This window comes from Sandaracinobacteroides saxicola (genome assembly GCF_014117445.1).
Classification (GTDB): Bacteria; Pseudomonadota; Alphaproteobacteria; order Sphingomonadales; family Sphingomonadaceae; genus Sandaracinobacteroides_A; species Sandaracinobacteroides_A saxicola.
The window spans coordinates 495829-519152 of sequence record NZ_CP059851.1 but is presented as its reverse complement, the minus strand read 5'-3'; the positions used below and the strand labels follow the sequence as shown (position 1 = coordinate 519152).

At 71.7% G+C, this 23324-nt stretch carries 11 protein-coding genes and 2 pseudogenes; 6 read left to right on the top strand and 7 right to left on the bottom strand.

All coding sequences use genetic code 11. From position 1 onward, the window contains the following. Positions 1–224 precede the first annotated feature (224 nt). Positions 225–1565, bottom strand: a complete 1341-nt coding sequence (locus H3309_RS02410; RefSeq protein WP_182297168.1) for a terminase large subunit domain-containing protein — start codon at positions 1563–1565, stop codon at positions 225–227. Positions 1566–1731: 166 nt separating this feature from the next. Here H3309_RS02410 and H3309_RS02405 point away from each other — a divergent pair, with 166 nt between their 5' ends. Next, entirely contained in the window at positions 1732–2295 is a 564-nt protein-coding gene (locus H3309_RS02405) for a helix-turn-helix domain-containing protein (protein WP_182297166.1), read from the top strand. A gap of 126 nt (positions 2296–2421) precedes the next feature. On the opposite strand, the gene H3309_RS02400 is transcribed toward H3309_RS02405, so the two are convergent. From H3309_RS02400 to H3309_RS02385, 4 genes and pseudogenes are all read right to left on the bottom strand, one after another. Further along, entirely contained in the window at positions 2422–3249 is an 828-nt protein-coding gene (locus H3309_RS02400; RefSeq protein WP_182297164.1) for a hypothetical protein, read from the bottom strand. Between the two features lie 45 nt (positions 3250–3294). Continuing rightward, positions 3295–3396, bottom strand: a pseudogene (locus H3309_RS17750) (PEPxxWA-CTERM sorting domain-containing protein); the annotation flags it as partial. A gap of 452 nt (positions 3397–3848) precedes the next feature. Then, complete coding sequence (locus H3309_RS02390) at positions 3849–13649, bottom strand: beta strand repeat-containing protein (protein WP_182297161.1); 9801 nt, start codon at positions 13647–13649, stop codon at positions 3849–3851. Between the two features lie 262 nt (positions 13650–13911). Then, the gene (locus H3309_RS02385; protein WP_182297159.1) at positions 13912–15381 is read right to left on the bottom strand and encodes a M23 family metallopeptidase; all 1470 of its coding nucleotides are present in this window, start codon (positions 15379–15381) and stop codon (positions 13912–13914) included. A 476-nt stretch (positions 15382–15857) separates the two neighbouring features. On the opposite strand from H3309_RS02385, the gene H3309_RS17615 reads away from it, so the two are divergent. The 5 genes from H3309_RS17615 to H3309_RS02360 all read left to right on the top strand — a co-directional run bounded on the left by H3309_RS17615 (position 15858) and on the right by H3309_RS02360 (position 20729). After that, positions 15858–18383, top strand: a complete 2526-nt coding sequence (locus H3309_RS17615; RefSeq protein ID WP_182297158.1) for a helicase-related protein — start codon at positions 15858–15860, stop codon at positions 18381–18383. Between the two features lie 21 nt (positions 18384–18404). After that, positions 18405–18674, top strand: a complete 270-nt coding sequence (locus H3309_RS02375) for an RNA-binding S4 domain-containing protein (RefSeq protein ID WP_398399358.1) — start codon at positions 18405–18407, stop codon at positions 18672–18674. A gap of 54 nt (positions 18675–18728) precedes the next feature. Continuing rightward, positions 18729–19064, top strand: a complete 336-nt coding sequence (gene fdxA, locus H3309_RS02370) for a ferredoxin FdxA (RefSeq protein ID WP_182297154.1) — start codon at positions 18729–18731, stop codon at positions 19062–19064. A 166-nt stretch (positions 19065–19230) separates the two neighbouring features. After that, positions 19231–19848 carry a 2-dehydro-3-deoxy-6-phosphogalactonate aldolase gene (locus H3309_RS02365; protein ID WP_182297152.1) on the top strand — a complete coding sequence of 206 codons (618 nt, stop codon included), beginning with the start codon at positions 19231–19233 and terminating at the stop codon, positions 19846–19848. Next, a complete protein-coding gene (locus tag H3309_RS02360; RefSeq protein ID WP_207791550.1) occupies positions 19845–20729 on the top strand; it encodes a Gfo/Idh/MocA family protein in 885 nt (294 codons plus the stop codon). Before H3309_RS02365 ends, H3309_RS02360 begins: the two co-directional genes overlap by 4 nt. Position 20730: 1 nt before the next feature. Here H3309_RS02360 and H3309_RS17745 read toward each other — a convergent pair. Next, positions 20731–20823 (bottom strand): annotated as a pseudogene (locus tag H3309_RS17745) (PEPxxWA-CTERM sorting domain-containing protein); the annotation flags it as partial. Positions 20824–21332: 509 nt separating this feature from the next. Then, entirely contained in the window at positions 21333–23252 is a 1920-nt protein-coding gene (locus H3309_RS17515) for a beta-galactosidase (protein ID WP_182297148.1), read from the bottom strand. Between the last annotated feature and the right edge of the window lie 72 nt (positions 23253–23324).

Sequence of the window (23324 nt, the reverse complement as noted above, 5' to 3'; positions counted from 1 at the left end):
GGTGCCGCACCGTGCCCCATCACCCGCCAAAAGCCCTCAAGCCCCTCCCCCGCCCCTGGGGCCCCCGCGAACTTGTTCGTGGGGTGGATTGCGGGGGAGGTGTCAGCGGCCAAAGGCCGATGACGGAGGGGGCCAGCCCGTCCATCCCGTCCGCGGCCGCCTCAACCTCTCCCCCGGCAAGGGCGGTGCGACTCGCGCCAGCGAGCGGAGGGGGCCAGCCCGCCTCACAGACCCACCACCCGCGGCCCCTTCACCTCCAGCCGCAACAATTCCGTCAGCCCCCACACCAGCGCATCCGCCCGGTCCGGCGAGCGGCCAGGCCCGGCATAGCCGCCGCCCACCACCATCCCGCACATCTCGGCCTCCAGCGCCTCGAAAATCCGCGTGTGATGCACCCGGCCCGCGCGGTATGGCACCTCCAGCGGTTCCGCCCGCGCCACCTTGCCCGCCGCCGCCCGCACCTCGATCACCTTCACGCCCGCATCCATCTGCCGCAGCACATCCGCCACCATCCGCCCCCCCATGTTGGTCTCGATCACCACCGCGTCGGCGCGATAGTCCGCCACCGCCGCCAGCACCGCCCGGCCCCAGCCCGTGGGCATCACGTCCGCAATGCTGCAATCCGCCAGCACATAGGCCTCGTCGTCCGCGCCCAGCGCCACCACCACGATGCCGCAGGTGCCGTCGGTCGCCGGCGGGTCCACCCCCACCAGCACCCGCTTCGCCGCCACGTCCATCGGCTTCCGCCCCGCGGCGATCATGTCCAGGGACCACAGCGCCCCCGGCACCTGGCTCAGCAGCTCGCCATCCAGCTCCTGCCGCCCGATCTCCCGGCCATCGAAGGCCGCATAAACCTCCTCCAGATAGGCCGCCGGCAGGTTCGCCACATTCTCCCGCGTACCCCCACGCGACACCGCTATCCGGTCATCCTTCAGCAGCGCCCGCAACAACCCCATCGGCTTCGGCGTCGTCGAGACCAGCACCCGCGGCCGGTTCCCCCGCCGCAGCGCCAGCTTCAAATTCGCCCACACCGCCTCCGGGTGGCGCCAATGCGCCAGCTCGTCGCACCAGGCGAAATCGAACGCATGGCCCCGCACCATCTCGGGATTGACCGCCCCGAACGTCTCCGCCACCGACCCGCCCGGCCATTCCAGCCGCGCATCGTCGCTCTTCCACTTCGGCCGTCCCGCCGGCGGCGCCACCGCCATCAGCCCGGCCTCGCCGAACACCATCACCGCCTTCACATCCGCCGCCGTCGCCCCGATCATCGCGATCCGGCTCCCCGGATGCGCGATCGCCACGCTCTGCACCCATTCGGCACCGGTCCGCGTCTTGCCGAACCCGCGCCCCGCCATCACCAGCCAGGTCGACCAGTCGCCTTCCGGCGGCAGTTGCCCGGCCCGCGCGACATAGCGCCAGTCCGATACCCGCGGATGCGCCGGCCAGCGGAACCCGTCCCGCGTCCAGCCCTCGATCACCACCCCCACCCCGAACCACGCCAATGGCCCGTCGTGCGGCGCGATCAGGGCGCCCGCCGGCGCGCCCGAAGCGGCCTTCCGTTCCATCGCCGCCTCCCTGTCCGCCGGGCAGATACCATATCCGCTCTCCTCATGACACCGATATAACCATACTGGCGATAAAAGTCAAGCAAAAAAATGCCATTCCGGCACATTTTCCTTGCTTTCGCGGCAAAGCCCTGCAACCACAGGCCAAACAGCCAAAGGAACCCCCATGCAGTCCCGCGTCCGCGACCTCCGCCGCTCCAAGGGCCTCACGCTGGCCGACGTCGCCGCCCGCTGCACGCCCCCCACCACCGCCGTCACCATCGGCCGCCTGGAAACCGGCGCCCGCATCCTCACGCTCCCCTGGGTCAACCGCATCGCCGCCGCGCTTCAGGTCAACCCGGCCGAGCTGCTCCATAACGAGGACGATCCCGAAATCCCCGTCGCCGCCACGCTGACGGCGGACGGCGCCGAAGCCCTCACCTCTCCGCTGATGCTCGCCAAGCCCGCGGCCCCCGCCAAACCCGTTGGATTGACAGTGGAATCCTCGGTCGGCGACTATCGCGCCGGCGACCAGCTCTGGCTCGAAACACTGCAACCCGAGCATTTCGCCCGTGCCGTCAACACCGATGTCCTGGTGCCCCGCCCCGTCGGCCGCTTCGTCTTCGGCCGCCTCATCGCGCTCGAGGGCAACAAGCTCCAGGTCCAACCCCACCGCCCCGGCGCCCGCCAGATCATCGTCGCCGACGCCCCCTGGCTCGCCACCACAAAGACGCTTATCCGCCGCCTGTAACCACCCCCACACCCCTCCCGCCCCGCGAAGCGGAGAGCGGGAGGGGCGACTCGCGTTAGCGAGCGGGGGTGGGTGCACACCCCTCCGCGCTGCAAGCCCAAGGCGACAGACAGGCCCACCAGCCCGTCACCCCACCCGCTGCGCCCGGCTCCGCGCCACCAGCGCCTCGAACCGCCCCTCCAGCGTCGCCACGCTGATCGCCAGAAACCGCATCAGCCACTCCTGCCCCTTCGCCCGCGCCACATCGGTCAGCCGAACGCCGTCACGCCCCTCCACCCACCCCTGCGCCTCCGCCTCCTCCACCAGCGCGATCACCTGGCTGCGCGACAGCCCGAACCGCTCCGCGAACCCCTTGCGCGAAAACCCCGCTTCCTCCCCCGCCATCACCCGCCGCAGCAGCTCCACCAGCAGCAACCCGCCGCCCCGGCGGGATTGGCTGCGCTCCATCTCCGGCCCCGATTTCAACGACGCGCCCGGCACCTGCGTCGCCCGCACAAAGGCCCCGCACCAGCCGGCATGCAAGGCACGGTCCGCCGGATCCGGCACCGGCCCCTCCACCAGGCACAGCCCGCCGGCCAGAAACGCCCCCAGCCAGCGCCCCAGCATCGCTTCGCCCTCCGCCGACAGCCGCAGCACCTGCGTGCGCCGGTCACCGCCCGCCACCGGCAGCAGCACCTGCTGCCCGCGCAGCAACGCCACCGCCGCCGCCACCCGGTTGGCGGACGCAATCCCCGCCGGCACCAGCCGCTGCACCGCCGTCACCGTGATCCGGGGATTCAGATACACACAGATGGCGGCCACCCGCATCTGCCCCTGGTCCCCCAGCAGCCGCATCGCCAGCGGCTCGCCCGCATAGAAATCCACCAGGTCACCGCACAGCCGCGCCGCCGCGCGCGGAAACCGCGGATCATCCCCGATCCGCCGAGCCAGCGCCACGAAATCGGTCACCACCATCACCCGGCCCCCCGCTGGGGCCGCTTATCTCATGCGCCGCTCGCGTCAGACAAGCCGTGCCATACCGTCCCGCCTCCGCCGCACCACCATGCCCACCAGCCCGAACCCCGCGATCATCATCGCCCAGGTCGCCGGCTCCGGCACCACCGCCTGCGCCGTGCGGATCATCAGCTCGCTTGAACCCAGCCGGATCACGCAGCAATCCGTCTGCCGGTACCGCACCACGATGCTCCCCAGCAGCCGCGCGAACTGGCTCTGCTCGAATTCGAACCGGATCGGCGCGCCGGGTCCGTCCCAGCACGCCTCCCCCGGCCCTCCACAATATCCCACCTCGATGCCGTTCACGCTCACCGTCCCGACCGACGACGAATCCGCCACCTCATTGCCGAACCGCGAACTGAACAGCGCCTTCGTGATCACCTCGTCCGGCATCACCCCGAACTGCCAGCGCGCCACCACCACCTCGCCGTCCCGCCCGTCGCCGTTGAACGAGGGCGCGCTCAGCCGATACTCCCGCTCCACGATCCGCACCGCCGCCGCCGGCCCTGCCAACACCACCGCCGCCAACCCCATCATCATGTATTTCATGGCTTTTCCTCTCAAAACGGCACCACCAGCCCCAACCCGATCTCGCGCGAGGGCAGCGCCCCCAGCTGCCGCTGCCGCCAGCTCGCGCTCAGCCCGGCGCCGCCCGGCGTCGTCAGCGAAAGCGCCGCCTTCACGTCCAGCCAGGCCCGCGGCCCCGCCGCGCCGGCCAGGTCGAACCGCATGTCCGGTATGTCGGCGAAATGCGCCGCCACCCGCGCGCCGCCCTCGCCCAGCCGCGTCACCATCGCCGCCTCCACCCGGCCGCGCAGCGTCAGCGGCCCCAGCACGCCGCCGTCGAACCGCCACACCGGCGCCAGCCGCAGCCCCAGGCTGCCCTCGAACCGCTCCTGCCGCCCGGCGCCCGTCACCAGCCCCAGCGCGCCGGAGGCCAGCCGCGCCTCGCCATCGCTCTCCGCCCGGCGGAAGCTCAGCCCGCCAATGAAAGCGGGATGCAGCGCCGGCATCAGGCCGCCATCGTCCAGGCTCCACACCGCGCCGGTATCGAACGCCAGCAGCGCCTGCCGCGACCACAACCGGCTCTCGCCCCCTAACAGCGCCTGCGCCCCACTGAACCGCGCGGACCCAAGCCCCAGCACGCTCTGCCATTGCAGCCGCTCACCCGCCTGCACCCGCAGCGCCGCCGTCAGCAGCGTCGAGTCGCTCTGCCCACTGCCCCGCGCCAGCTGCCGCTCGCCGACCTGCCGCACCATCGCGATCCCCAGCGTCACCTCCTCCTTCGGCATCCAGTCCATGCCGGTGGCGAAGCCCGCGGTCTGGCCCAGCCCCGTGGCACCCCCCGGCGACTGGCTGAACGATGCCGCCCAGCCCGCCATCCGCCCCGGCACCGCCGCGCCGCCCACCATGCGCAGGCCCGGCCGCGCCACCAGGCCCAGCCCGTCCTGCCGCTGCGCCACCAGCGCCACCGCGCCGTCCATCGCCGCGCCACCGCTCGCCAGCGCGTGCGTCGGCAGCGCCGGTGCCATCGCCCCCAGCGCCGCGCTCACCTCGGCCTCGCTCTGCAGCCGCTGCAACGCCGCCACCTGCGTCGCCACGGCGCCCGCCGCCACCGGGGTCGCCGCGTCCAGCGCCGCCCCCAGGCTTTGGGCCTCGCCCAGCGGCGCCATGCTGCCCATGCTGCGCACATTGGCCACCACCTGCAACGTCCGCCCGTCCACGATCGTGCGGCCAAAGCTCACCAGCGCGGTCGGATTGGGCAAAGTCACCGTGGCGAGGGCCAGGTTCAGCGACCCCGCCGCCCGCATCACGTTCCAGCGCGTGCCCGCGCTGTAAACGCCATTGTCCCGCGCCACCACGATGCCGCCCTGCGGGAAGAAGGGGCCAGCGCCCGTCATGTTCAACAGGCCGTTGCTGCCATCGCCCCGGATGTTCAGCGTCAGCTTGCCACCCGCCTGGTTCAGCCCGCCGATGATGGCGATGCTGCCCGATTCAATGGTCGTGGTCAGCGGCGTGAACAGCGTCTGCCGCACGTCCAGCGCGTCCGGCCCGCGCTTCACCACCGTCTCCACATTCGCCAGGCCGCCTTCCAGCGTCTGCGCCCCGATCGCCAGCAGGCTGTCGGTGCCCGTGCCGCCGTCGATCCGCCCGCGGATGCGGATCTTGCCCTCGATCTGGATGCTGTCGTTGCCGCTGCCCAGCGCGATCACCCCGGTCACATCGGGGTTCACCGGCTGCGGCACATCGGGGTTGGCGCCCACCAGGAAGAGCTGGTCATTGCCCGCGCCGGCATCGATCGCCGTCGCCGCGCTGATGACACCCCGGTTGATGATCACGTCATTGCCGCCACCGGCGCTGATCCCCACCGAATCCGCACCGATCACCTGCGCTAGCCGGAACTCCGATTTCTCGCCGGAACCGGATTTGGTCGCGCCCGCCTCCGCCACCGCGCGGGGGCTCGCGCCCGCCACGATCATGCCGCGGTTCTCGATCCGGTCGTTGCCACCCGCCGTCTCGATGCCCACCGCCCGCGCGTTCAACGCATTGGCGATGGCGGTCGCGGTCGCGTCGCCCTCCCGCCCGGTGCCGTTCGCCGTCGCCCGCGCCAGCACGTCCGGCGCCGCCGTGGCGGTGATGCTGCCCGCCACGCCGTTCAGCACGCTGCTGTCCGCCAAGCCCGTCATCCGGATGCCCCAGGCGCGCGCGTCGTTGGCGTTCGCCGTCGCGGTCGCGAAACCGTCGGTGTTCTTCTCGCCGCCGCCGCGCTGCGTCGCCACCGCGATCGCCGCATCGATCACCGGCGCGCTCACCACCAGGATGCGCCCGTCATTCTGCACCGTGCCCGACACCGCCATCACGCCCGCCGCGCCGATGCCGTTGGCATTCAGGCCGATGTTCGCCACCGCGTCCGGATCGGTGAAGCCGCCGCCGTTCGCCCCGGCATCCGCCAGCCCGCGCACGGTCGGCGCCGCCAGCACATCGATGATGCCGCTGTTCAGCATGGTCAGCGCACCCGCCGCCTCCACGCCCCCGGCGGCCCCCGACAACGCGGTGCCGTTCGCCGTCGCATAGGCGAAACCACCCAGTTGAGAGAGACCGTCCGCCCGCGCCAGCGCCAGCGATTCCGCCTGCGCCCGCACCCGGATCGTGCCGCTGTTGCCCAGCGTCGCGTCGCCCACGCCCAGCCACACCCCCCGGGCAAAGCCGTTGGTCGTCGTCGTCGCCACCGCTTCCGCCTCGGTGGTGGAACCGATCTTCGAGCCGAAGGACAGCGAATTCGCCAGCGTCACCCCGCTGCCCGTCCGCACATCGCCCGGCAGCAGCGTCACCGACAGCAGGTCCGATAGCGTCACATGGCTGTTGCCGCCGAAATCACCGATGCCGCTCGCCACCAGCTGGCTCGCCACCACCGTCCGCGCCACGCCGCCGGTGAACAGCAGCCCGTCACGCACCACCGCGTTGCTGTTCAGCTCGGCGCCCACCTCCACCGTCACCGGGCCACTCGCCACGAAGCGGTCGCTGCCGCGGCCTCCCTCCAGCCCGGTGGCCACCACCTCGGCCTGCAACACCGCCGCCGCGGAGGTCGCCCCGATGGTCGACCCCGCCGCCGCCGAGCCATCGGCCTGCGCGATCGCCCGCACCGTCAGCGGCGCCGCCGCCGTCACCGCATTCTCCCCTTCGCCGCCGGCCAGCCCGCGGGCATAGGCCTGCACCAGACCCGACGCGCTGCCCTGCGCCGCCCCGGCAAAGGCGAACTGCGTCGCATCGAAGCCGGCGATGCCCTCGGCCTGCACGAACAGCGCCCGCTGCAGGGTCAGCGTGTCGGCGCCCTCGCCGCCCTCCAGGCCCGTCGCCCGCCCGGACGAGGTCACCGCGCCCCGCCCCACCGCCGCGCCCAGCCCGACCTTCACCTTCGATTGCAACTGCGTCTCCGCCCGCGCCGTCACCCGCGCGTCGCCCGCGCCGTTCAGCAGCAGCACATCATCGCCAGCCCCGCCGATCAGCCCGACCGAGCGCGCATCCGCCCCCAGCACGCCGGCCGCCGCGCCCAGCCCCACCAGGCTCAGCGAGGAAGCGCTGTAGGTCGCGTTGGCCGCCGCCGAGACCGTCAACGCGCCCGACACGCCCAGCGCGTCATTGCCGTCGCCGCCATCCAGCCCGGCCGCCGCCGCCCGCGCGCTCAGGTCCGCCACCGACAGGCTGGCCCCCAGCCCCTGCACGCTGTCCGCGGTCGACACCAGCGTCGCCGCCGAGACCAGCCCGATCGACCCCGCCGACACCAGCCGGTCGCTGCCGCCACCGCCCGCCATCCCGGTCAGGATGCTGACGCCGCGCGCCAGCCCGTCACTGACGGTGCCGCCCAGCAGGTTGAAACTGGTCGCCGCCATGGTCAGCGTCGCGCTCGCCGTCCCGCCGATCGAGGCGCCGGCGGCGTTCAACAGGCTGTCGTCGCCGTCGTCCCCGGCCATCCCCACGCCGGTCGCCCGCCCGGCCAGCCCCAGCCGCCCGGCCGACCCGCCCAGCACCTTCACGCTGCGCGCGATCGAGGTCAGCGTCGCGCCGGCGCTCACCCCGATGCGGCCGAAATTGCTCAGCTCGTCGTTGCCGGCACCGCCGCCCACGCCCGTCGCCAGGCCCTCCGCGCTGCTGTCCAGCGCGAAGCTCGCCGCCCCCAGCAGCGTCACATCCAGCGACTGCGCCTGGCCGCTGGCCGCCGCCGTCGCGCTGACATTGCCGATGTTCTGGATGATGTCATCCCCGCTGCCGCCATCGATCCCGGTCGCCAGCGCCTGGCCCAGCATCGCCACATTGGCGCCCGATCCGCCCAGCAGCGACCCCGTCACGCTGCTGTTGCGCGCCGTGGTGGTCGCCACCGCGGTCACCGCCGACAGGTTGCTGATCCGGTCGCCACCGGTGCCGCCGCCCAGCCCCAGCGCGGCCGCCCGCGTCACCGTCGAGGCATCCTGCAAGGTCACGCCGATCAGCGACAGCGCCGTGCTCGACGCCGCCGCCAGCGCATTCGCCTCCGCCCGCAGCAGCGCGCCGTTCACCAGCACATCGTCATCGTCACCGCCGTCGAAACCGGTCGCCGCCGCTTCCAGCCGGCTGCCGCCATCGGTCCGCGACACGTTCAGCAAAGAGGCACTGCTCGCCTCCGCCACCGCGCGCATCGTCGCCGTCGCCGTCACGCTGCCGAACGCCTGCAAACCATCGGCGCCGGCGCCGCCCGCCAGCCCCACCGCCGTCGCACTGCCCGCCAGGTCCGCCCGGCTCACCCCGATGCTGGCGCCACTGACCGTCAGCGCCTTCATCCCGACACTTCCCTGCGCATTCACAACCAGCGCCCCGCTCGACCGGAGCTGATCGGCACCCGCGCCCCCATCCAGCCCCGCCGCCAGCGCCGTCGCCTGCGCCCCGGCGCGGGACATCGTGCCCCCCAGCAGGGTGATGGTCAGCGCCTCGGTCGCCGCCACCGCGTTCGCGCTCACCGACAGGTCGCCGCCCGCCAGCAGCACGTCGCCATCGTCGCCGCCGTCCAGCCCGCGCGCCACCGCATCGGCGTTCACGCCCGATCGCGCCAGCGTGCCCCCCAGCGCCGCGAAGCTGGTGGACTTGTCCGCCGCGCTGGCCGTCGCCGACACCGACGCCGCCAGGCTCCCCAACTCCAGCCGGTCGGCCCCCGCCCCGCCCCGCGCCAGCGCCGCATCGGCCCCCGTCCGCGCGCTGGAGGCATCGATGTTCATCCCCAGCACCGACACGCTCGTCGATTTCGCGCTGCTGGTCGCCAGCCCGCTCACCGTGCCGCCGCCGCGCAGCAGCAGCCGGTCATCTCCCGCGCCGCCGTCGAAGCCGCTTGCCTGCGCCACGCTGCCCATGCCGGACAGCGCCGTCCCCAGCCCCACCATCGTCACCGCGATCGAGTTCGAGGAGGAGGCGGCCGTGGAGCGCACATCCAGCGCCCCCAGATCCGCCGCATCGGCGCCGGCGCCGCCCTCAGCCGCCACCGCCTGCGCCAGCGCCGAAATGTCGGACTGGCTGCCCGCCGCCCCCGCCAGGGACACGTTCACCGAGCCGGCGGTCACCGTCCCCGAGGCCACCGCCCGCGTCAGCCCGCGCGACACGATGGCATCCGCGCCATCGCCACCGCTCAAACCCACGGCCCGCGCAAAGCCCTGGCTCGACATGTCGGAAATCGCCATGCCCGTGCCGGTCGCCTGGATGGCACTCACCGGCGCGCTGCCCGTCGCCGTCGCCTCGATCAGGCCACTGGCATCCAGCACATCGTCACCGGCACCGCCGTCCAGCACCGTCGCCAGCGCGCGCGCATCCGTCGCCAGCGAACTCATCGAGCCGCCGGTCATGGCAAAGCCCAGCGTCGAGGTCTTGGTATCCGCCGCCGCGGTTGCCGAGGCTCCCGCCGCCACGCTCAGCCGGTCATTCCCCGCCCCGCCCGACAGCGCCGCCGCAACCGCCTCCGCCGTCGTCGACAGGTCGCCATAATTGATCGCGATGCCGATCCCCAGCGACAGCGAACTCGCCGTCGCCGTCGCCTTGGCGCCTGCGTCCACCTTCGCGTTCGCGGTCAGCATATCGTCGCCCTCGCCGCCCTCCAGGCCCGTCGCCACCGCATCCGCCCGCACCGCGCCCGTCACCACATTGGCGCCGATCGGCACCGGCGCGATGGGAATGGTGAAGGCATAGCTGGCGCCCTTCGCGCTCGACGTCGCCTTCACCGTCAACGGCCCGCCCAGCAGCAGCACATCCGCCCCGCCGCCGATGCCCAACGCGCCATCCCCCAGCAGGCCCACCGAGCGCGCGCTGGCGCCCGAGGCCGTGTCCAGGAAATTGCCCGCGAACGCCGCGCCGATGGCGAAACTGCCCGACACCGCCACGTCGGTGCGCGTCGCCGTCGCGCTGCTTTCCACCAAGCCGCCGCCGCGCAGCGTCAGCGCATCCGCGCCCAGCCCGCCATCCAGCCCCACCGACAGCATCGTCGCCCGCGTGTCGCCGCTGATCACCGAGCCGCCGGCGCCGACGCCGAAAGCGGCAATCCCCACGCTCACCGTCACGCCCGTGCTCTTCGAGGTCGCGCTGCCGCCGACATCCACCTTCTGCACGTCCAGCGCATCGTCGCCGTCGCCGCCGTCCGCCGCCACCGCCTGCGCGATGGCATCGCCGCTCAGGTCGAGCACGCTGACCCCCGCGGCCACCCCCTGATAGGCGCCCGAAATCGCAATCCCCGCGCCGATCGTGGAAATATCCGCCAGCGCATCCGCGGTCGCCGTGCCCGCCAGCGTCAGAACGTCATTGCCGCCCCCCAGCGTCACGCCGGCGCCACGCCCGAACGCCGTGCCCGCGGTCTGCGCCAGCGTCGCCCCGGCGCCCACGCCATTCACCGCGCCGGACAGGGTCACACCCACCACCACCACATCCGCCTCGGCATCCGCCTTCGCGCTCACATCCTTGGCCACGCTCACGCTGTCCGCGCCATCACCGGCGTCCACCAGCGTCGCCACCGCCTCCGACGCCGTCGCCAGCGACGCCAGCGAGGCTCCCAGCCCCACGCCATTGTTCGCGCCCGACACCGTCACCGCATTGACATTGTTGGTGTTGTCGCTCGTCGCCGTCGCCGTGCCGCCGCGCATCACCAGCACATCATCGCCCCCGCCCAGCGTCGCGCCGACCGCGCCCGCGGCCGATGTCGCGTCGGAGCGCAGCACCGTCACCCCCGCCGCCACGCCGCTGTCCGCCAGCCCCACCGTCACGCCGGTCTGCGTCGACAACCCGTCCGCCGCCGCCGTCGCGCGCAGGTCGCCCCCCAGCGTCACCCGGTCCGCCTGCAATCCGCCCGTGAATCCCGCCGCATCGGCGCTGCTGACATTGTCGAGGTCCAGCACGGTCGCGCCCAGCGCCACGCCCTCCTTGGCGAAGGTGACATTCGCCGCCACCACGATCCGGCTGACGTCCGACGTCGCCGCCGCGGTCAGCGCGGCATTCTCCGCCACCACCGTCTGCCCCGGCAGGCTGCCGCCGGCACCCCGCCCCGGCACCAGCTCCGCGCTTGCCCGGTCGATGCCGCGCGCCACCGCGGTCGCCGTCTGCCCGGCGGTCACCATGCTGCCCGATCCGACCAGCCCCTGCTCCTTCGCCACCGTCACCCCGGCAGACACCCCCAGGGACTGCACGCTGGCGTCCGCCACCGCGCCGACCGCGCCCGACCGCACCAGGTCGCCATGATCCAGCGCGCGAATCCCCGTCGCGCCGCCGTCGGCGATCAGCGCCATGTCCAGGAAATTCGCCGACAGCGACAGCCCGCTGCCCTGCACCTGCACATTGGCGTTGACGGACAGCGCCTTCGCCGCCGCCGTCGCCTGGCTCAACACCGTGCCGCCCGACAGGATCGAATCCGCCCCCGCGCCGCCATCGATGCCCACCGACTCCGCCCCGGCCCAGATGCGCGTGAACAGCGCCGAGCCGCCGACGTTGAACTGCTGGTCGTCGGTGCTGACATTCACCGTCACCGCCCCGTCCAGATTCTGCGCCAGCGCGTTGGACCCCGCACTGGTCACGCTGCCCGCCGTCGTTTCAAGAAGGTCGGCGCCATTGCCGCCGTCCATCCCCACCGACCGCGCCGAGGCCAGCGTGCTGGTGTTGTAGACCGACAGCGAAAGGTTGAAGTCCGGCGAACTGCCGCCGCCCCCACCGCCACCGCCGCCACCGCCACCGCCACCGCCACCGCCACCGCCGCCGCCCGCGTCCTCGATGAAGCCCAGCACGTCCAGACTGACCGACCCGGTCTGCGCCGTCGCGCTGCTGCCCAAGAGGATGCTGCCGGCGTTGCGCAGCCGGTCGCCGCCGCCGCCGCCCACCATCCCGTCCGCGAACGCCAGCGCGCTCGCCGATGGCCCGTTGCCGATCCCCACCGACACGAAGTCCAAGATCGTCGACAGCGCATTGTCGCTCGTCCCCGTCATCGAATTGATCGGCGCCGCGATGATGATCGACAGGTTGCTGACCGTCGCCGTCGCCGCCCCCGTGATCAGCCCGCTGTTGTCCAGCCGGTCATTGCCGTCGCCCACCCCGGCCCCGTCGCCCAGCATGCCCACCACCCGCGCGTTCGACCCGCCGGTCGGCTCCGTGGGCGGACCCGGCGGCGTCACCAGCGTGTCGATGCCGCTCAGGTCGAACACCCGATCCACGATCGAGATGCTGCCGGTGATGAAATCCGTGTCCGCCGTCAGGCTGATGGTGCCACTGTTGGTCAGCGCGTCATTGCCGCCCCAGCCCACCATCCCCAGCGCCCGTGAGGAGGCGTTCGATTCTACCGGATTGTCCGGGATCACCACGGTCGGCAGGGTCAGGGAATTCGGGCTCACCGACAGGCTGCCGACGAACACGTCCGATTCCGCGCTCACCACCAGGCTGCCGGCGTTCGCCAGCGTGTCGGCCCCCCTGTCGCCGCGCATCCCCTCGGCCCGCGCGTTCGCCACGCTGGCGCTGGACGGGCTGCTGATCTCCACCCCGCTCACCGAAATCCCGATCGAGGTCGCCTTCGCCTTCGCGCCGGCGGTGATGGTCGCGCCGGCCTCGTTGCGCAGCGCATCACCCGCGCCGCCGGACATCAGGCCGACACCCAGCGCATTCGCCGTCAGGTTCTGCACCGGATCGCTCAGCTTGGCCATGTCGAGCGCCATCGACAGCCGCGTCGCCTCGGCACTGCCCTCAACCGTCATGCTTCCCTGGTTGATCAGCACATTGCTGCCGCCGCCCCCCAGCAGGCCGATCGCCCCCGCGTCCAGCCGGCTGTCGGTCGACACCCCGCCCAGCCCCGCCGGCAGGCCGGGGTTGGAGACGCTGAAGTTCGCCTGCGAGAAATTGCCGATGCCGCGCACCGTCAGCATGTCGACATTCACCAGCCGGTCGTTTCCCAACCCGCCATCCACCCCGATCGCCATCGCCGCGTTCAGCGGCGCAGCCAAGAACGCCCCCAGCTGGCTGCCACCCGGCAGGGTCAGATAATTGCGCGCCGGCTTCACCTCCGCCGTCAGCGTCGAACGCCCCTTCAGCGTGACATCGTCATGGCCCGCCAGCGCCTCGACGCCCACCACCGTCGCCAGCGGCACCAGCCCCGCCACGGCCGCCGGCGCCAGCGCGCGGCTCGCCCCCGGCACCACCCGCACATCGTCGCCCGCGGTCAGCGTCACCGCCGCCTCCCGCACCTGCGCCACCCCCGGCGCCGCAAGCGCCACCAGCGCCGTCGACGCCAGCCACCGCATCGGCCCCGCCGCACGCCCCTTGCCAGAGACAATCGCCCCCGCACGCGAAATCCCGTTGGATTGCATGATCTTGTCCTTCATCCCGCTGTTGGATGAAATGTAAGATATGTTCGCCGGCCACAGACAGTGTCGAAATCTGGGTGCATTTTTCGCGGCGGCTTTTCTGCCGACGTCACAGCGGAACCCCGCTCTCCCCCGGCGCCGAAGGCCAGCGAAGCGACCGGGGAGCGATTCACGGAACGCGAGCGGGGGGGCCAGCACTGCCCACTCCCTCAGACCAACGGCATCACCCCAAACCCGCTCATGCTGAGCCTGTCGAAGCACCCTCACGCGCCAGGGGCATCTACCGACCCGCCGGCGTCAGCCCCCGCAACCGCGCCATCTGCGCCTTGAACCGCCCCATCTCGCCCGCCGCCAGCTTGGCGCTCAGCGGCAGCCTGGCGCTGCGCGGATCCACCGCCCGCCCGTTCATCCAAACCTCATAATGCAGGTGCGGCCCCGTCGACAGCCCGGTCGAGCCCACCAGCCCGATGATCTGCCCCTGCCCCACCATCTGCCCGTTGCGGACGTTCAGCCGCGACAGATGGGCATAGGCCGTCTCCAGCCCCGGCCGGTGCTGCACGCGCACATAATTGCCATGCCCGCCGTGCCAGCCGCTGAACGTCACCCGCCCCGCCGCCGCCGCCATCACCGGCGTCCCCGTCGGCGCCGCGAAATCCACCCCCTGGTGCAGCCGGCTGTATCCCAGCACCGGATGCAGCCGCATGCCGAACCCGCTCGACATGCGCGCGCCGTCGATCGGCGTCTTGATCAGCCCCTTCTTGGCGCTCTCGCCATTGCTCCGCCAGAAGGCCCCGTCCTTGCCCCAGCGCATCAGGCTCACCTGCTCGCCGTCGTTCACCAGGCCCGCATAGAGCAGCCGGCCCATCTCGGTCTCCCCGGTCTCCGCCCGCCGGTGCTCGATCACCATGTCGAACCGGTCCTTCCCGCGCACCTCGCGCTGGAAGTCCACCACATAGCTCATCTGCTTGATGTAATCCGCCACCACGCCGGCCGGCAGCCCCGCCGAGCGCGCCGCGGCATAGAGCGACCGCCCCACCGTGCCACTGACCCGCAAGGGCGTCTCGTCCACCTTGATCGGGATCCGCTGCATCACCAGCGTCCCCTGCATGTTGCGCGTGATGCTCAACCGCAGCTCCAGCGCCGCCCGGAACGCCAGCGCATCCAGCGGCCGCGGCTGCGATTTCGCCTCCCGCCGCCCCAGCACCAGCTCGAACTCGGTGCCCGGCTTCACCCGCCGCACATTGGCGGCGGAGGACACCATCCGCATCACCTCGGCGATATCCTTGCGCCCCACCCCGGCGCGCCGCAACGCGCCCTCGATGCTGTCCACCGCCCCCAGCTTCGCCGTCACCTCGATGCGCGGCCGCTCCGGCGGCTCCGCCAGCCGCTCCACCGCCTTCGTCGCCGGCGTCATCCGCCCGGTCGCCCCGCCCAGCGCCAGCGGCGAAATGCGGTCCGCCGCCCGCTCCTCCACCTGCGCCGGGCTGAAGGCGGGCGGCGCATCGCCCGGGATCGCCGCCGGCCGCAGCGCGATCATGCCGGCCCCCGCCAGCAGCAGCGCCAGCGTCGCCGCCCCGCGCCACCACAGGGCGCTGCCGATGGCCCGCCCCAGGTCGACCGTCAGCTCGCCGTGGGACAGGCCGGCGGCCATCCGCTCCAGCGTGGCCCGTTTGGGCAGCGCCCGCTGCCAGTCGATCGCCGGCGCGCGCGGAAGGACGGAGGGCGCCAGCGCGAGCGTGCCGCCCGTCATGCCGTTCCCATCCCCCGTCTCCCAACCGCGTGTCAGTGGCTGAAACAAAAGCGACCCTTTATTCCCGGATAAGTCTTTATCGGCCCTCCACCGGGCTTTTATTGCTCAGGGCCAGGGATTCCATGTCCGACCAGAACCTCGCCCATGCGCGATGCCGTTAGACAAGAATTTGATAAAAAATGTCAAATGCCCTGCGGCCGGCCGATTCCTTCCTGCGACGATCCGGTATCTGCACGCGATGAGCCGTTATTTCATCGTGGAACCCGCACGTTTCGGCGCAGCCCGGCTGTGGCAGCGGCGCAACGCCCCGCACTTCCGTTGCCGCCGTCACATATCCATCACTTGCGTCGGGAAACGCCCTGTGACACCATATCTGGGTAGGGCATCAGAAAGGTGATGCGCGTTGCTGCAAAACGGCGTTTCGTTTTGACCACCGCCACCGGGAACCGCCGGCGGCGTGCCGCGTCAGCCCCGGCATGACGGGCCTGCGCTCCCAGCTCACCGCCGTCCTCGGCCCCACCAACACGGGCAAGACCCACCTCGCCATCGACCGCATGTGCGGCCACGCGAGCGGCATGATCGGCTTCCCGCTGCGCCTCCTCGCCCGCGAAGTCTATGACCGCGTCGTCAAGATCAAGGGCGCCGCCCAGGTCGCGCTGGTGACGGGAGAGGAAAAGATCGTCCCCGCGGGCGCCCGCTACTTCCTCTGCACCGCCGAAAGCATGCCCACCGACCGCGCCCCCGCCTTCGTCGCCATCGACGAGGCGCAGATGGGCGCCGATCCCGAACGCGGCCATGTCTTCACCGACCGGCTGCTGCACAGCCGCGGCACCGCCGAAACCATGATCCTCGGCAGCGAAACCCTGCGCCCGCTCATCCGCCGGCTGCTGCCCGATGCCGAAATCGTCAACCGCCCGCGCTTCTCCACCCTCAGCTACAGTGGCGCGAAGAAACTCTCCCGCCTGCCGCCGCGCACGGCGCTGGTCGCCTTCACCACAGAGGATGTCTATGCGCTCGCCGAAATGCTGCGCCGGCACAAGGGCGGCGCCGCCGTCGTCATGGGCGGCCTCAGCCCCCGCACCCGCAACGCCCAGGTCGAAATGTTCCAATCGGGCGAGGTCGACTATCTCGTCGCCACCGACGCCATCGGCATGGGCCTCAACATGGACATCGCCCATGTCGCCTTCGCCAGCCTCGCCAAATATGACGGCCGGCGCCACCGCAAGCTGACCGCCGCCGAACTCGCCCAGATCGCCGGCCGCGCCGGCCGCCACCAGCGGGACGGCAGCTTCGGCACCGTGCAGCTCGGCCAGGCCGACGGCCTGCTGCTCGACCCCGAGAATGTCGAAGCCATCGAAGGCCATCATTTCCCGCCGCTCACCAGCCTGTTCTGGCGCAACGCCCGGCTCGATTTCCACAGCCTGCACCGCCTCATGATGAGCCTCGACGCCCGCGCCACCGCCCCCGAACTGCACCGCGGCGACGATGCCATCGACGTCGCCGTGCTGAAGAAGCTCGCCGGCGAACCCTGGGTGATGGAACGCGCCCGCGGCGTCCCCGCGCTGCAACGCCTGTGGGCCGCCTGCGGCCTCCCCGATTACCGCCGCACCGGCGTCGACCAGCACGCCAAGCTCGTCAGCCGCATCTACCGGCATCTGTCGGAGGGCAGCGGCCACCTGCCGCCCGAATGGCTGCGCAGCGAGCTCGCCATCCTCGACAATGTCGCCGGCGACATCGCCACCCTCTCCGACCGCATCGCCGCCGCCCGCACCTGGACGTACGTGGCCCACCGCGCCGACTGGCTCGCCGACGCTGCCGGCTGGGCCGAACGCACCCGCGCCGTCGAGGACAAGCTGTCGGACGCGCTGCACGCCCGGCTGATGCAGCGCTTCGTCGACCGCCGCACCGCCGTCCTGCTGCGCGACCTCTCGGTCAAGGACCCGCACCTGCGTGTCGAGGTCGACCCCGACGGCACCGTCGTCGTCGATGGCGCGATCATCGGCACGCTCGCCGGCTTCCGCTTCACCCCCGACCCCTCGGCCCGCGCCGGCGAGAAGAAGATGCTGCTCGCCGCCGCCGAACGCCGCCTCGCCCGCGAATATGCCACGCGGGCCGCCGCGCTCGCCGGCGCCACCGATTCCGACTTCGCCCTCGGCTTCGACGGCGGCATGCCCCCCCGCCTCCTCTGGCGCGGCGCCCGCATCGCCAGCCTGCGGCGCGGCAAGGACGCGCTCCACCCCCGCGTCGAACTGGACCGCAGCCTGGAAGCCCTCACCCCCGCCGACCGCGCGAAGGCACAGGCCCGCCTCGAAACCTGGCTGGCCGCCGCCACCGCCCACCATCTCTCCGCCCTCACCCGCGTCGCCGCGCTCGCGCCGCAGCTCTCCGCCCCGGCACGCGGCCTCGTCGTGCAGCTCGTCGAAACCATGGGCTCGCTCACCCGCGCCAGCGTCGACCCGCTGATCCACAGCCTGACGCAGGCCGACCGCCGCGCCCTGCACAAGGGCGGCGTCCGCCTCGGCGTCACCCATGTCTTCGTCGCCCACGCCCTGAAGCCCGAGGCCACCCGCTGGCGCCTCGCCCTTTGGGGAGTCGCCGCGCAGGTCGCCGCCATGCCCGCCCCGCCGGCGCCGGGCCGCGTCAGCCTCACCGTCAACCCCGACGCGCCGCCGGGCTTCTACGAGGTCGCCGGCTACTGGCGCGTCGAGGGCAGCGCCGTCCGCGTCGACATGGCCGACCGTCTCGCCCGCGCGCTGCACGAACAACGGCTGCGCGACAAGGCCGGCGGCAACGCCTTCGTGCCCGACGCGCCCTGGGCCGCCACGCTCGGCCTGCAACCGCCGGCCTTCCGCCGGGTCATGCGCGCGCTCGGCTTCCGCGCCGCCCCCGGCGAGACACCCGCCTTCGCCTGGCGCGGCGCGCCAAGGGACAAAACCACCGGTGACGCAGCCCCCGCTTCTGCCTCACCCTTCGCCGGTCTTGCGGGTTTGATGGGAGTGTAGCTTATGGTCTATGGTCCGGGCTTGAGAATCGACAAGTTCCTCTGGTTCGCCCGCCTCGCGCAGTCGCGCAGCTCGGCGCAATCGCTGTGCGAAAGCCGCCGCCTCCGCCTCGACGGCCGCGTCATCGACCGCCCCAGCGCCCTCGTCCGGCCGGGCAGCGTCGTCAGCTTCCCCCGCGGCGACGACATCGTCGTCGTCCGCGTCGAGGGCCTCCCCCACCGCCGCGGGCCCTTCACCGAGGCGCAGGAACATTACACCAGCCTGATGACGCAACGCATGGCCGCCTGTTGACGCCTCACGGCGGCAAAGCTAGCGCTCTATCCGAACACCCAAGGAGCGCGCCCGATGGCCTATGTCGTGACCGAAGCCTGCATCAAGTGCAAATATATGGATTGCGTCGAGGTGTGCCCGGTCGACTGCTTCTACGAAGGCGAGAACATGCTCGTCATCAACCCCAATGAGTGCATCGACTGCGGCGTCTGCGAACCCGAATGCCCGGCCGAGGCGATCGTGCCCGACACCGAACCCAACCTCGAAAAATGGGCCGAGCTCAACGCCAAATTCAGCGCCGAATGGCCCAACGTCACCGTCAAGGGCGAAACCCCCGCCGACGCCGACGATTTCAAGGGCGTCCCGGGCAAATACGACGCCCACTTCAGCCCCGAACCCGGCAAGGGCTGACGCTCGTCCCCATTAACCGGGAGAGGTCTCGGCAACGTCGACCGGGGAGCCCCTCCCCCGCTCGCGGGGGAGGCGACTCGCGAAGCGAGCGGGAGGGGGCCTGCGCGCACCACACCCCAACATGCAACAGCCAAAGCCCGCCCCGCCGCCATCGGAGACACCCCGCATGGACCTTGAAACCGCCCTCGCCCGCCTCCCGCTCGTCGCCATCCTGCGCGGCATCACCCCCGCCGAGATCGACGCCATCGGCACCGCCCTCATCGAGGCCGGCTTCACCCTCATCGAAATCCCGCTCAACTCGCCCGACCCGCTCACCAGCATCGCCCGCCTCTCGGCACTCGCCGGCCCCCGCGCCCTGATCGGCGCCGGCACGGTCCTCACGCCGGACCAGGTGGCCGCCGTCGCCGCCGCCGGCGGCCGCCTCATCGTCTCCCCCAACATGAACCCCGCCACCATCCGCGCCACCGTCGCCGCCGGCCTCACCAGCCTCCCCGGCGTCGCCACCGCCACGGAAGGCTTCGCCGCGCTCGACGCCGGCGCCCACGCCCTCAAACTCTTCCCCGCCGAAGCCAGCAGCCCCGCCGCCCTCAAGGCCCTGCGCGCCGTCCTGCCTCCCGTCCCCCTCCTCCCCGTCGGCGGCATCGACGCCACCACCATGGCCCCCTGGCGCGCCGCCGGCGCCACCGGCTTCGGCCTCGGCGGCAGCCTCTACCGCCCCGGCGACAGCGCCACCACCGTCGCCGCCCGCGCCGCCACCCTTGCCGCCGCCTGGGCAGCGTCATGAACATCGCCCTCCTCGGCTATGGCAAGATCGCCGCCGACAGCCACGTCCCCGCCATCGCCGCCACCCCCGGCGTCACGCTGGCCGCCGTCATCAGCCGCCGCGGCGAAGGCCCGCCCGGCGTCCCGGTCTTCCCCAGCCTCGCCGCACTCGCCGAAAGCGGGCTTTCCGTGGACGCCATCAGCCTCGCCAACCGCCCCGCCGAACGCTTCGCCACCGCGATGGAGGCGCTCGCGCGCGGCTGGCACGTCATGCTGGAAAAACCCCCGGCCGCCACCGTGGCACAGGCCGAAGCCCTGGTCGCCGCCGCCGGCCCCCTCACCCTGTTCGCCACCTGGCACGCCCGCGAGAACGCCGCCGTCGACGCCGCCCGCGAGCTCCTCAGAACCCGCACCATCACCGCCGTCCGCATCGTCTGGCGCGAAGACGTCAACAAATGGCACCCCGGCCAGGACTGGGTGTGGCAGCCGGGCGGCTTCGGCGTCTTCGACCCCGGCATCAACGCCCTCTCCATCCTCACCAGCCTCGTCCCTGGCGACACTCGCATGCAGTCCGCCCACCTGATCCGCCCCCCCGGCAAGCCCATGCCGATCATCGCCACCCTCGATTTCTCGCAAGCCGGCATCCCCGTCCACGCCCATTTCGACTGGTCGCCCGTCGCCACCGAAACCTGGGACATCGCCTTCGACACCCGCGAAGGCCCCCTGCTCCTGTCGAACGGCGGCGCCACCCTCCACGTCGACGGCACCCTGGTCGAAACCCCCCACCTGCCCGAATATCAGCGCCTCTACGCCCGCTTCGCCGCACTGGAAAAGGCCGGCGCCTCGGACGCCGACCTTTCCCCTCTCATCATTGTTGAGGCAGCCTTCGCCGCCGCACCCTAGCTCAGACTGCAACCATCCGGCGGCGACGCATGGCGCCACCCACCAGGCCAAAGCCCGCGATCATCATCGCCCAGGTCGCCGGCTCCGGCACCACCCCGCCGGTGATCGTGCCGGCAACCCAGCCGCCACCATCCGCCGGGGACTGCTCGACGAACGTCGGCGTGCCCGTCATGTAGTCCGACACGAACGCGCAGAAGGTCGATGTGAAATGGGTGCAGCTGTCCGGATCGCCCGCCGTCGCCAGAACCAGTACCGCCCCGTCGCCGGCACCCTTCGAAAAACGGATGGCGTAGGGGATATTGGTCGAGCCGATCGTCAGCACGGTCGCATCGTCGGTATATTCGAGATCGGTATCGAACGTCGCCGAATAGGTCAGGAACAGCGGATCGATCGGCGCCGACGGCGTGCCGAAATACACGCTCCAATCGGTGGCCGTGAAGGCGCCGTTCACCGTTACCACCACCGCATCCGCACTCACCGCGCCCAGCAGCGCGCAAGCGCCGACAACCATCTGCTTCAACATGCTGTCCTCCTGTTGAGCCCCCGCCCCGGAGGCTTCGTCACATTCCTAGTCGAAATAACTGATTCCAACAAGAGCGTGTGTCAGCAATTCGCTATCAGCACGCCAGCGACCGGAAGTTCTTTCGTAACATCGTCGTCGCCCAGAAACGGCTGTGGATCGACCGTGTCCGGTCCCCAGTTGAACACGAAAATCCGTTCCGCCGTGCGCCGCATCCGCACCCCGTCGGGCAACGTTGTCACGGCCACCCCCGCCTCGCCCGCCATCGCCACCAGCGCCGCCCGCCACAGCCCCGCATCCGGCCAGCACGACAGGTATCGCACGCCACCCTGCCGCCACAGCACGCCATGCCCGTCATCCGTCGCCAGCTCCGGCGCCAGCGCGCTCTCCACATGCTCCAGCCAGCGCTCCACCACGAACCCGTCGCCCGCATGCCGCACGTCCCGCCGCAGCGATTCCACCTGCGTCACCTTCAGCGGGATCAACGCCTGCAACGCGCCTGGCGCCAGCGCCCCGGGGATCGCGAAATCCGCCGTCTTGCTCCCCGCCCGCGGCCCCAGCAGCACCTGCCCCTCAAAAGCCGCCAACCGCGCGACCAGCCCCTCGTCGACAAAGGGCAGCACCGGCGCCACCACCATCGCATAGTCCGAAAAATTCGCCGCCGCCGACACGACATCGACATCCAGTCCCAGGCGCCGCAACGCCTCATAGGCACGGAACAGCAGCTCGATCCCGCGATAGTCCGCCCCCTGCGGCTGCGCCTCCATCGCCCACAGCCCCGGATAATCGACGATCAGCGCCACCGGCGCCCGTTCCACCGTCTGCGCCCCCAGCGCCGCCAGCTCCGCCGCCACCGCCCGCACCTCGGCCGCCGCCGGCGCCTCCGCCCCGTCCACCCGCTGCAATCCGGCGTGCATCGCCTCCTGTGCCTGCGGAAACTGCCGCCACCGGAAATAGCTCACATATTCCGCCCCATGCGCCGCCGCCTCCAGCGTCCACAGCCGCACCATGCCGGGCAGCGGCGCCGGGTTGTGCCGTGCCCAGTTGACCGGCCCCGGCTGCTGCTCGATCACCCCCCAGCGACCGCGCGAACAGCCGCGATAAAGGTCGTGGTGAAACGCCGCGATGTCCGGATGCCCGGTCCGCGCGTAACGCACCTTCTCCGCCTCGCTGAACCAATATTGCTCCAGAAACCCCAGCGGATAGCTGTCCCAGGCGGTCACATCCAGGTCGGCGCCCAGCGCATGGTGGTCGAAATCGGTCACGAACCCCATCACATTGTGCATGATGTCGCGCCCCGGCGAATGCTCGCGCACGATTCCCGCCATCACTTGGTTGAACCGCACCACCCGCTCGGACGAATAGCGCCGGAAATCCATCACCTGCGCCGGGTTCGGCTCGGTCACCGTCAGGTTGGGCAGCTCCACCGCCCCGAACCCGCCATAGTCCTGGGACCAGAAGACCGTCCCCCAGGCCGCGTTCAGCGCCGCGATGTCGCGATATTTGAACCGCAGCCAGCGCCGGAACCCCTCGCGCGCCGCCGGGCTGTAACTCAGCGTCGTGTCGTGGCAGCCATATTCATTGTCGATCTGCCACCCCGCGACATGCGGGTGCATGCCATAGCGCCCGGCAAAGGCCCGCGTGATCCGCGCCGCCTCCTGCCGGTAGGTCTGGCTGCTGAAACAATAATGCCGCCGGCTGCCGAACCCCCGCACGCGGCCCTGCCGGTCCCATGCCAGGATGTCCGGCGCCGCATCCACCAGCCATTTCGGCGGCGTCGCCGTGGGCGTCCCCAGGATCACCCGCAACCCCGCCCCGCCCAGCGTGTCGATCGCCCGGTCCAGCCAGCCCCAGTCGAACACCCCCGGCTCCGGCTCCACCCGGCTCCAGGCGAACTCGCCGATCCGCACCTGCCTCAGCCCCATCGCCACCATCGCCGCCGCGTCATCGGCCCAGCGCGCCTCCGGCCAATGTTCCGGATAATAACAGACACCCAGTCGCATGCGCCGACGCTAGCAACGGAAACCGCATCCCGAAAGACCGGCCTGCCAGAAAAGCCTGTGACGACCCGCTGT

What these genes read in the sequence shown, in the direction of transcription:
- H3309_RS02390 (WP_182297161.1), bottom strand. Translation starts at nt 13,649, where the DNA reads ATGAAGGACAAGATCATGCAATCCAACGGGATTTCGCGTGCGGGGGCG.
- fdxA (WP_182297154.1), top strand. Translation starts at nt 18,729, where the DNA reads ATGGCCTATGTCGTGACCGAAGCCTGCATCAAGTGCAAATATATGGAT.
- H3309_RS17515 (WP_182297148.1), bottom strand. Translation starts at nt 23,252, where the DNA reads ATGCGACTGGGTGTCTGTTATTATCCGGAACATTGGCCGGAGGCGCGC.
- H3309_RS02385 (WP_182297159.1), bottom strand. Translation starts at nt 15,381, where the DNA reads ATGACGGGCGGCACGCTCGCGCTGGCGCCCTCCGTCCTTCCGCGCGCG.
- H3309_RS02405 (WP_182297166.1), top strand. Translation starts at nt 1,732, where the DNA reads ATGCAGTCCCGCGTCCGCGACCTCCGCCGCTCCAAGGGCCTCACGCTG.
- H3309_RS02360 (WP_207791550.1), top strand. Translation starts at nt 19,845, where the DNA reads ATGAACATCGCCCTCCTCGGCTATGGCAAGATCGCCGCCGACAGCCAC.
- H3309_RS02365 (WP_182297152.1), top strand. Translation starts at nt 19,231, where the DNA reads ATGGACCTTGAAACCGCCCTCGCCCGCCTCCCGCTCGTCGCCATCCTG.
- H3309_RS02400 (WP_182297164.1), bottom strand. Translation starts at nt 3,249, where the DNA reads ATGGTGGTGACCGATTTCGTGGCGCTGGCTCGGCGGATCGGGGATGAT.
- H3309_RS02410 (WP_182297168.1), bottom strand. Translation starts at nt 1,565, where the DNA reads ATGGAACGGAAGGCCGCTTCGGGCGCGCCGGCGGGCGCCCTGATCGCG.
- H3309_RS17615 (WP_182297158.1), top strand. Translation starts at nt 15,858, where the DNA reads ATGACGGGCCTGCGCTCCCAGCTCACCGCCGTCCTCGGCCCCACCAAC.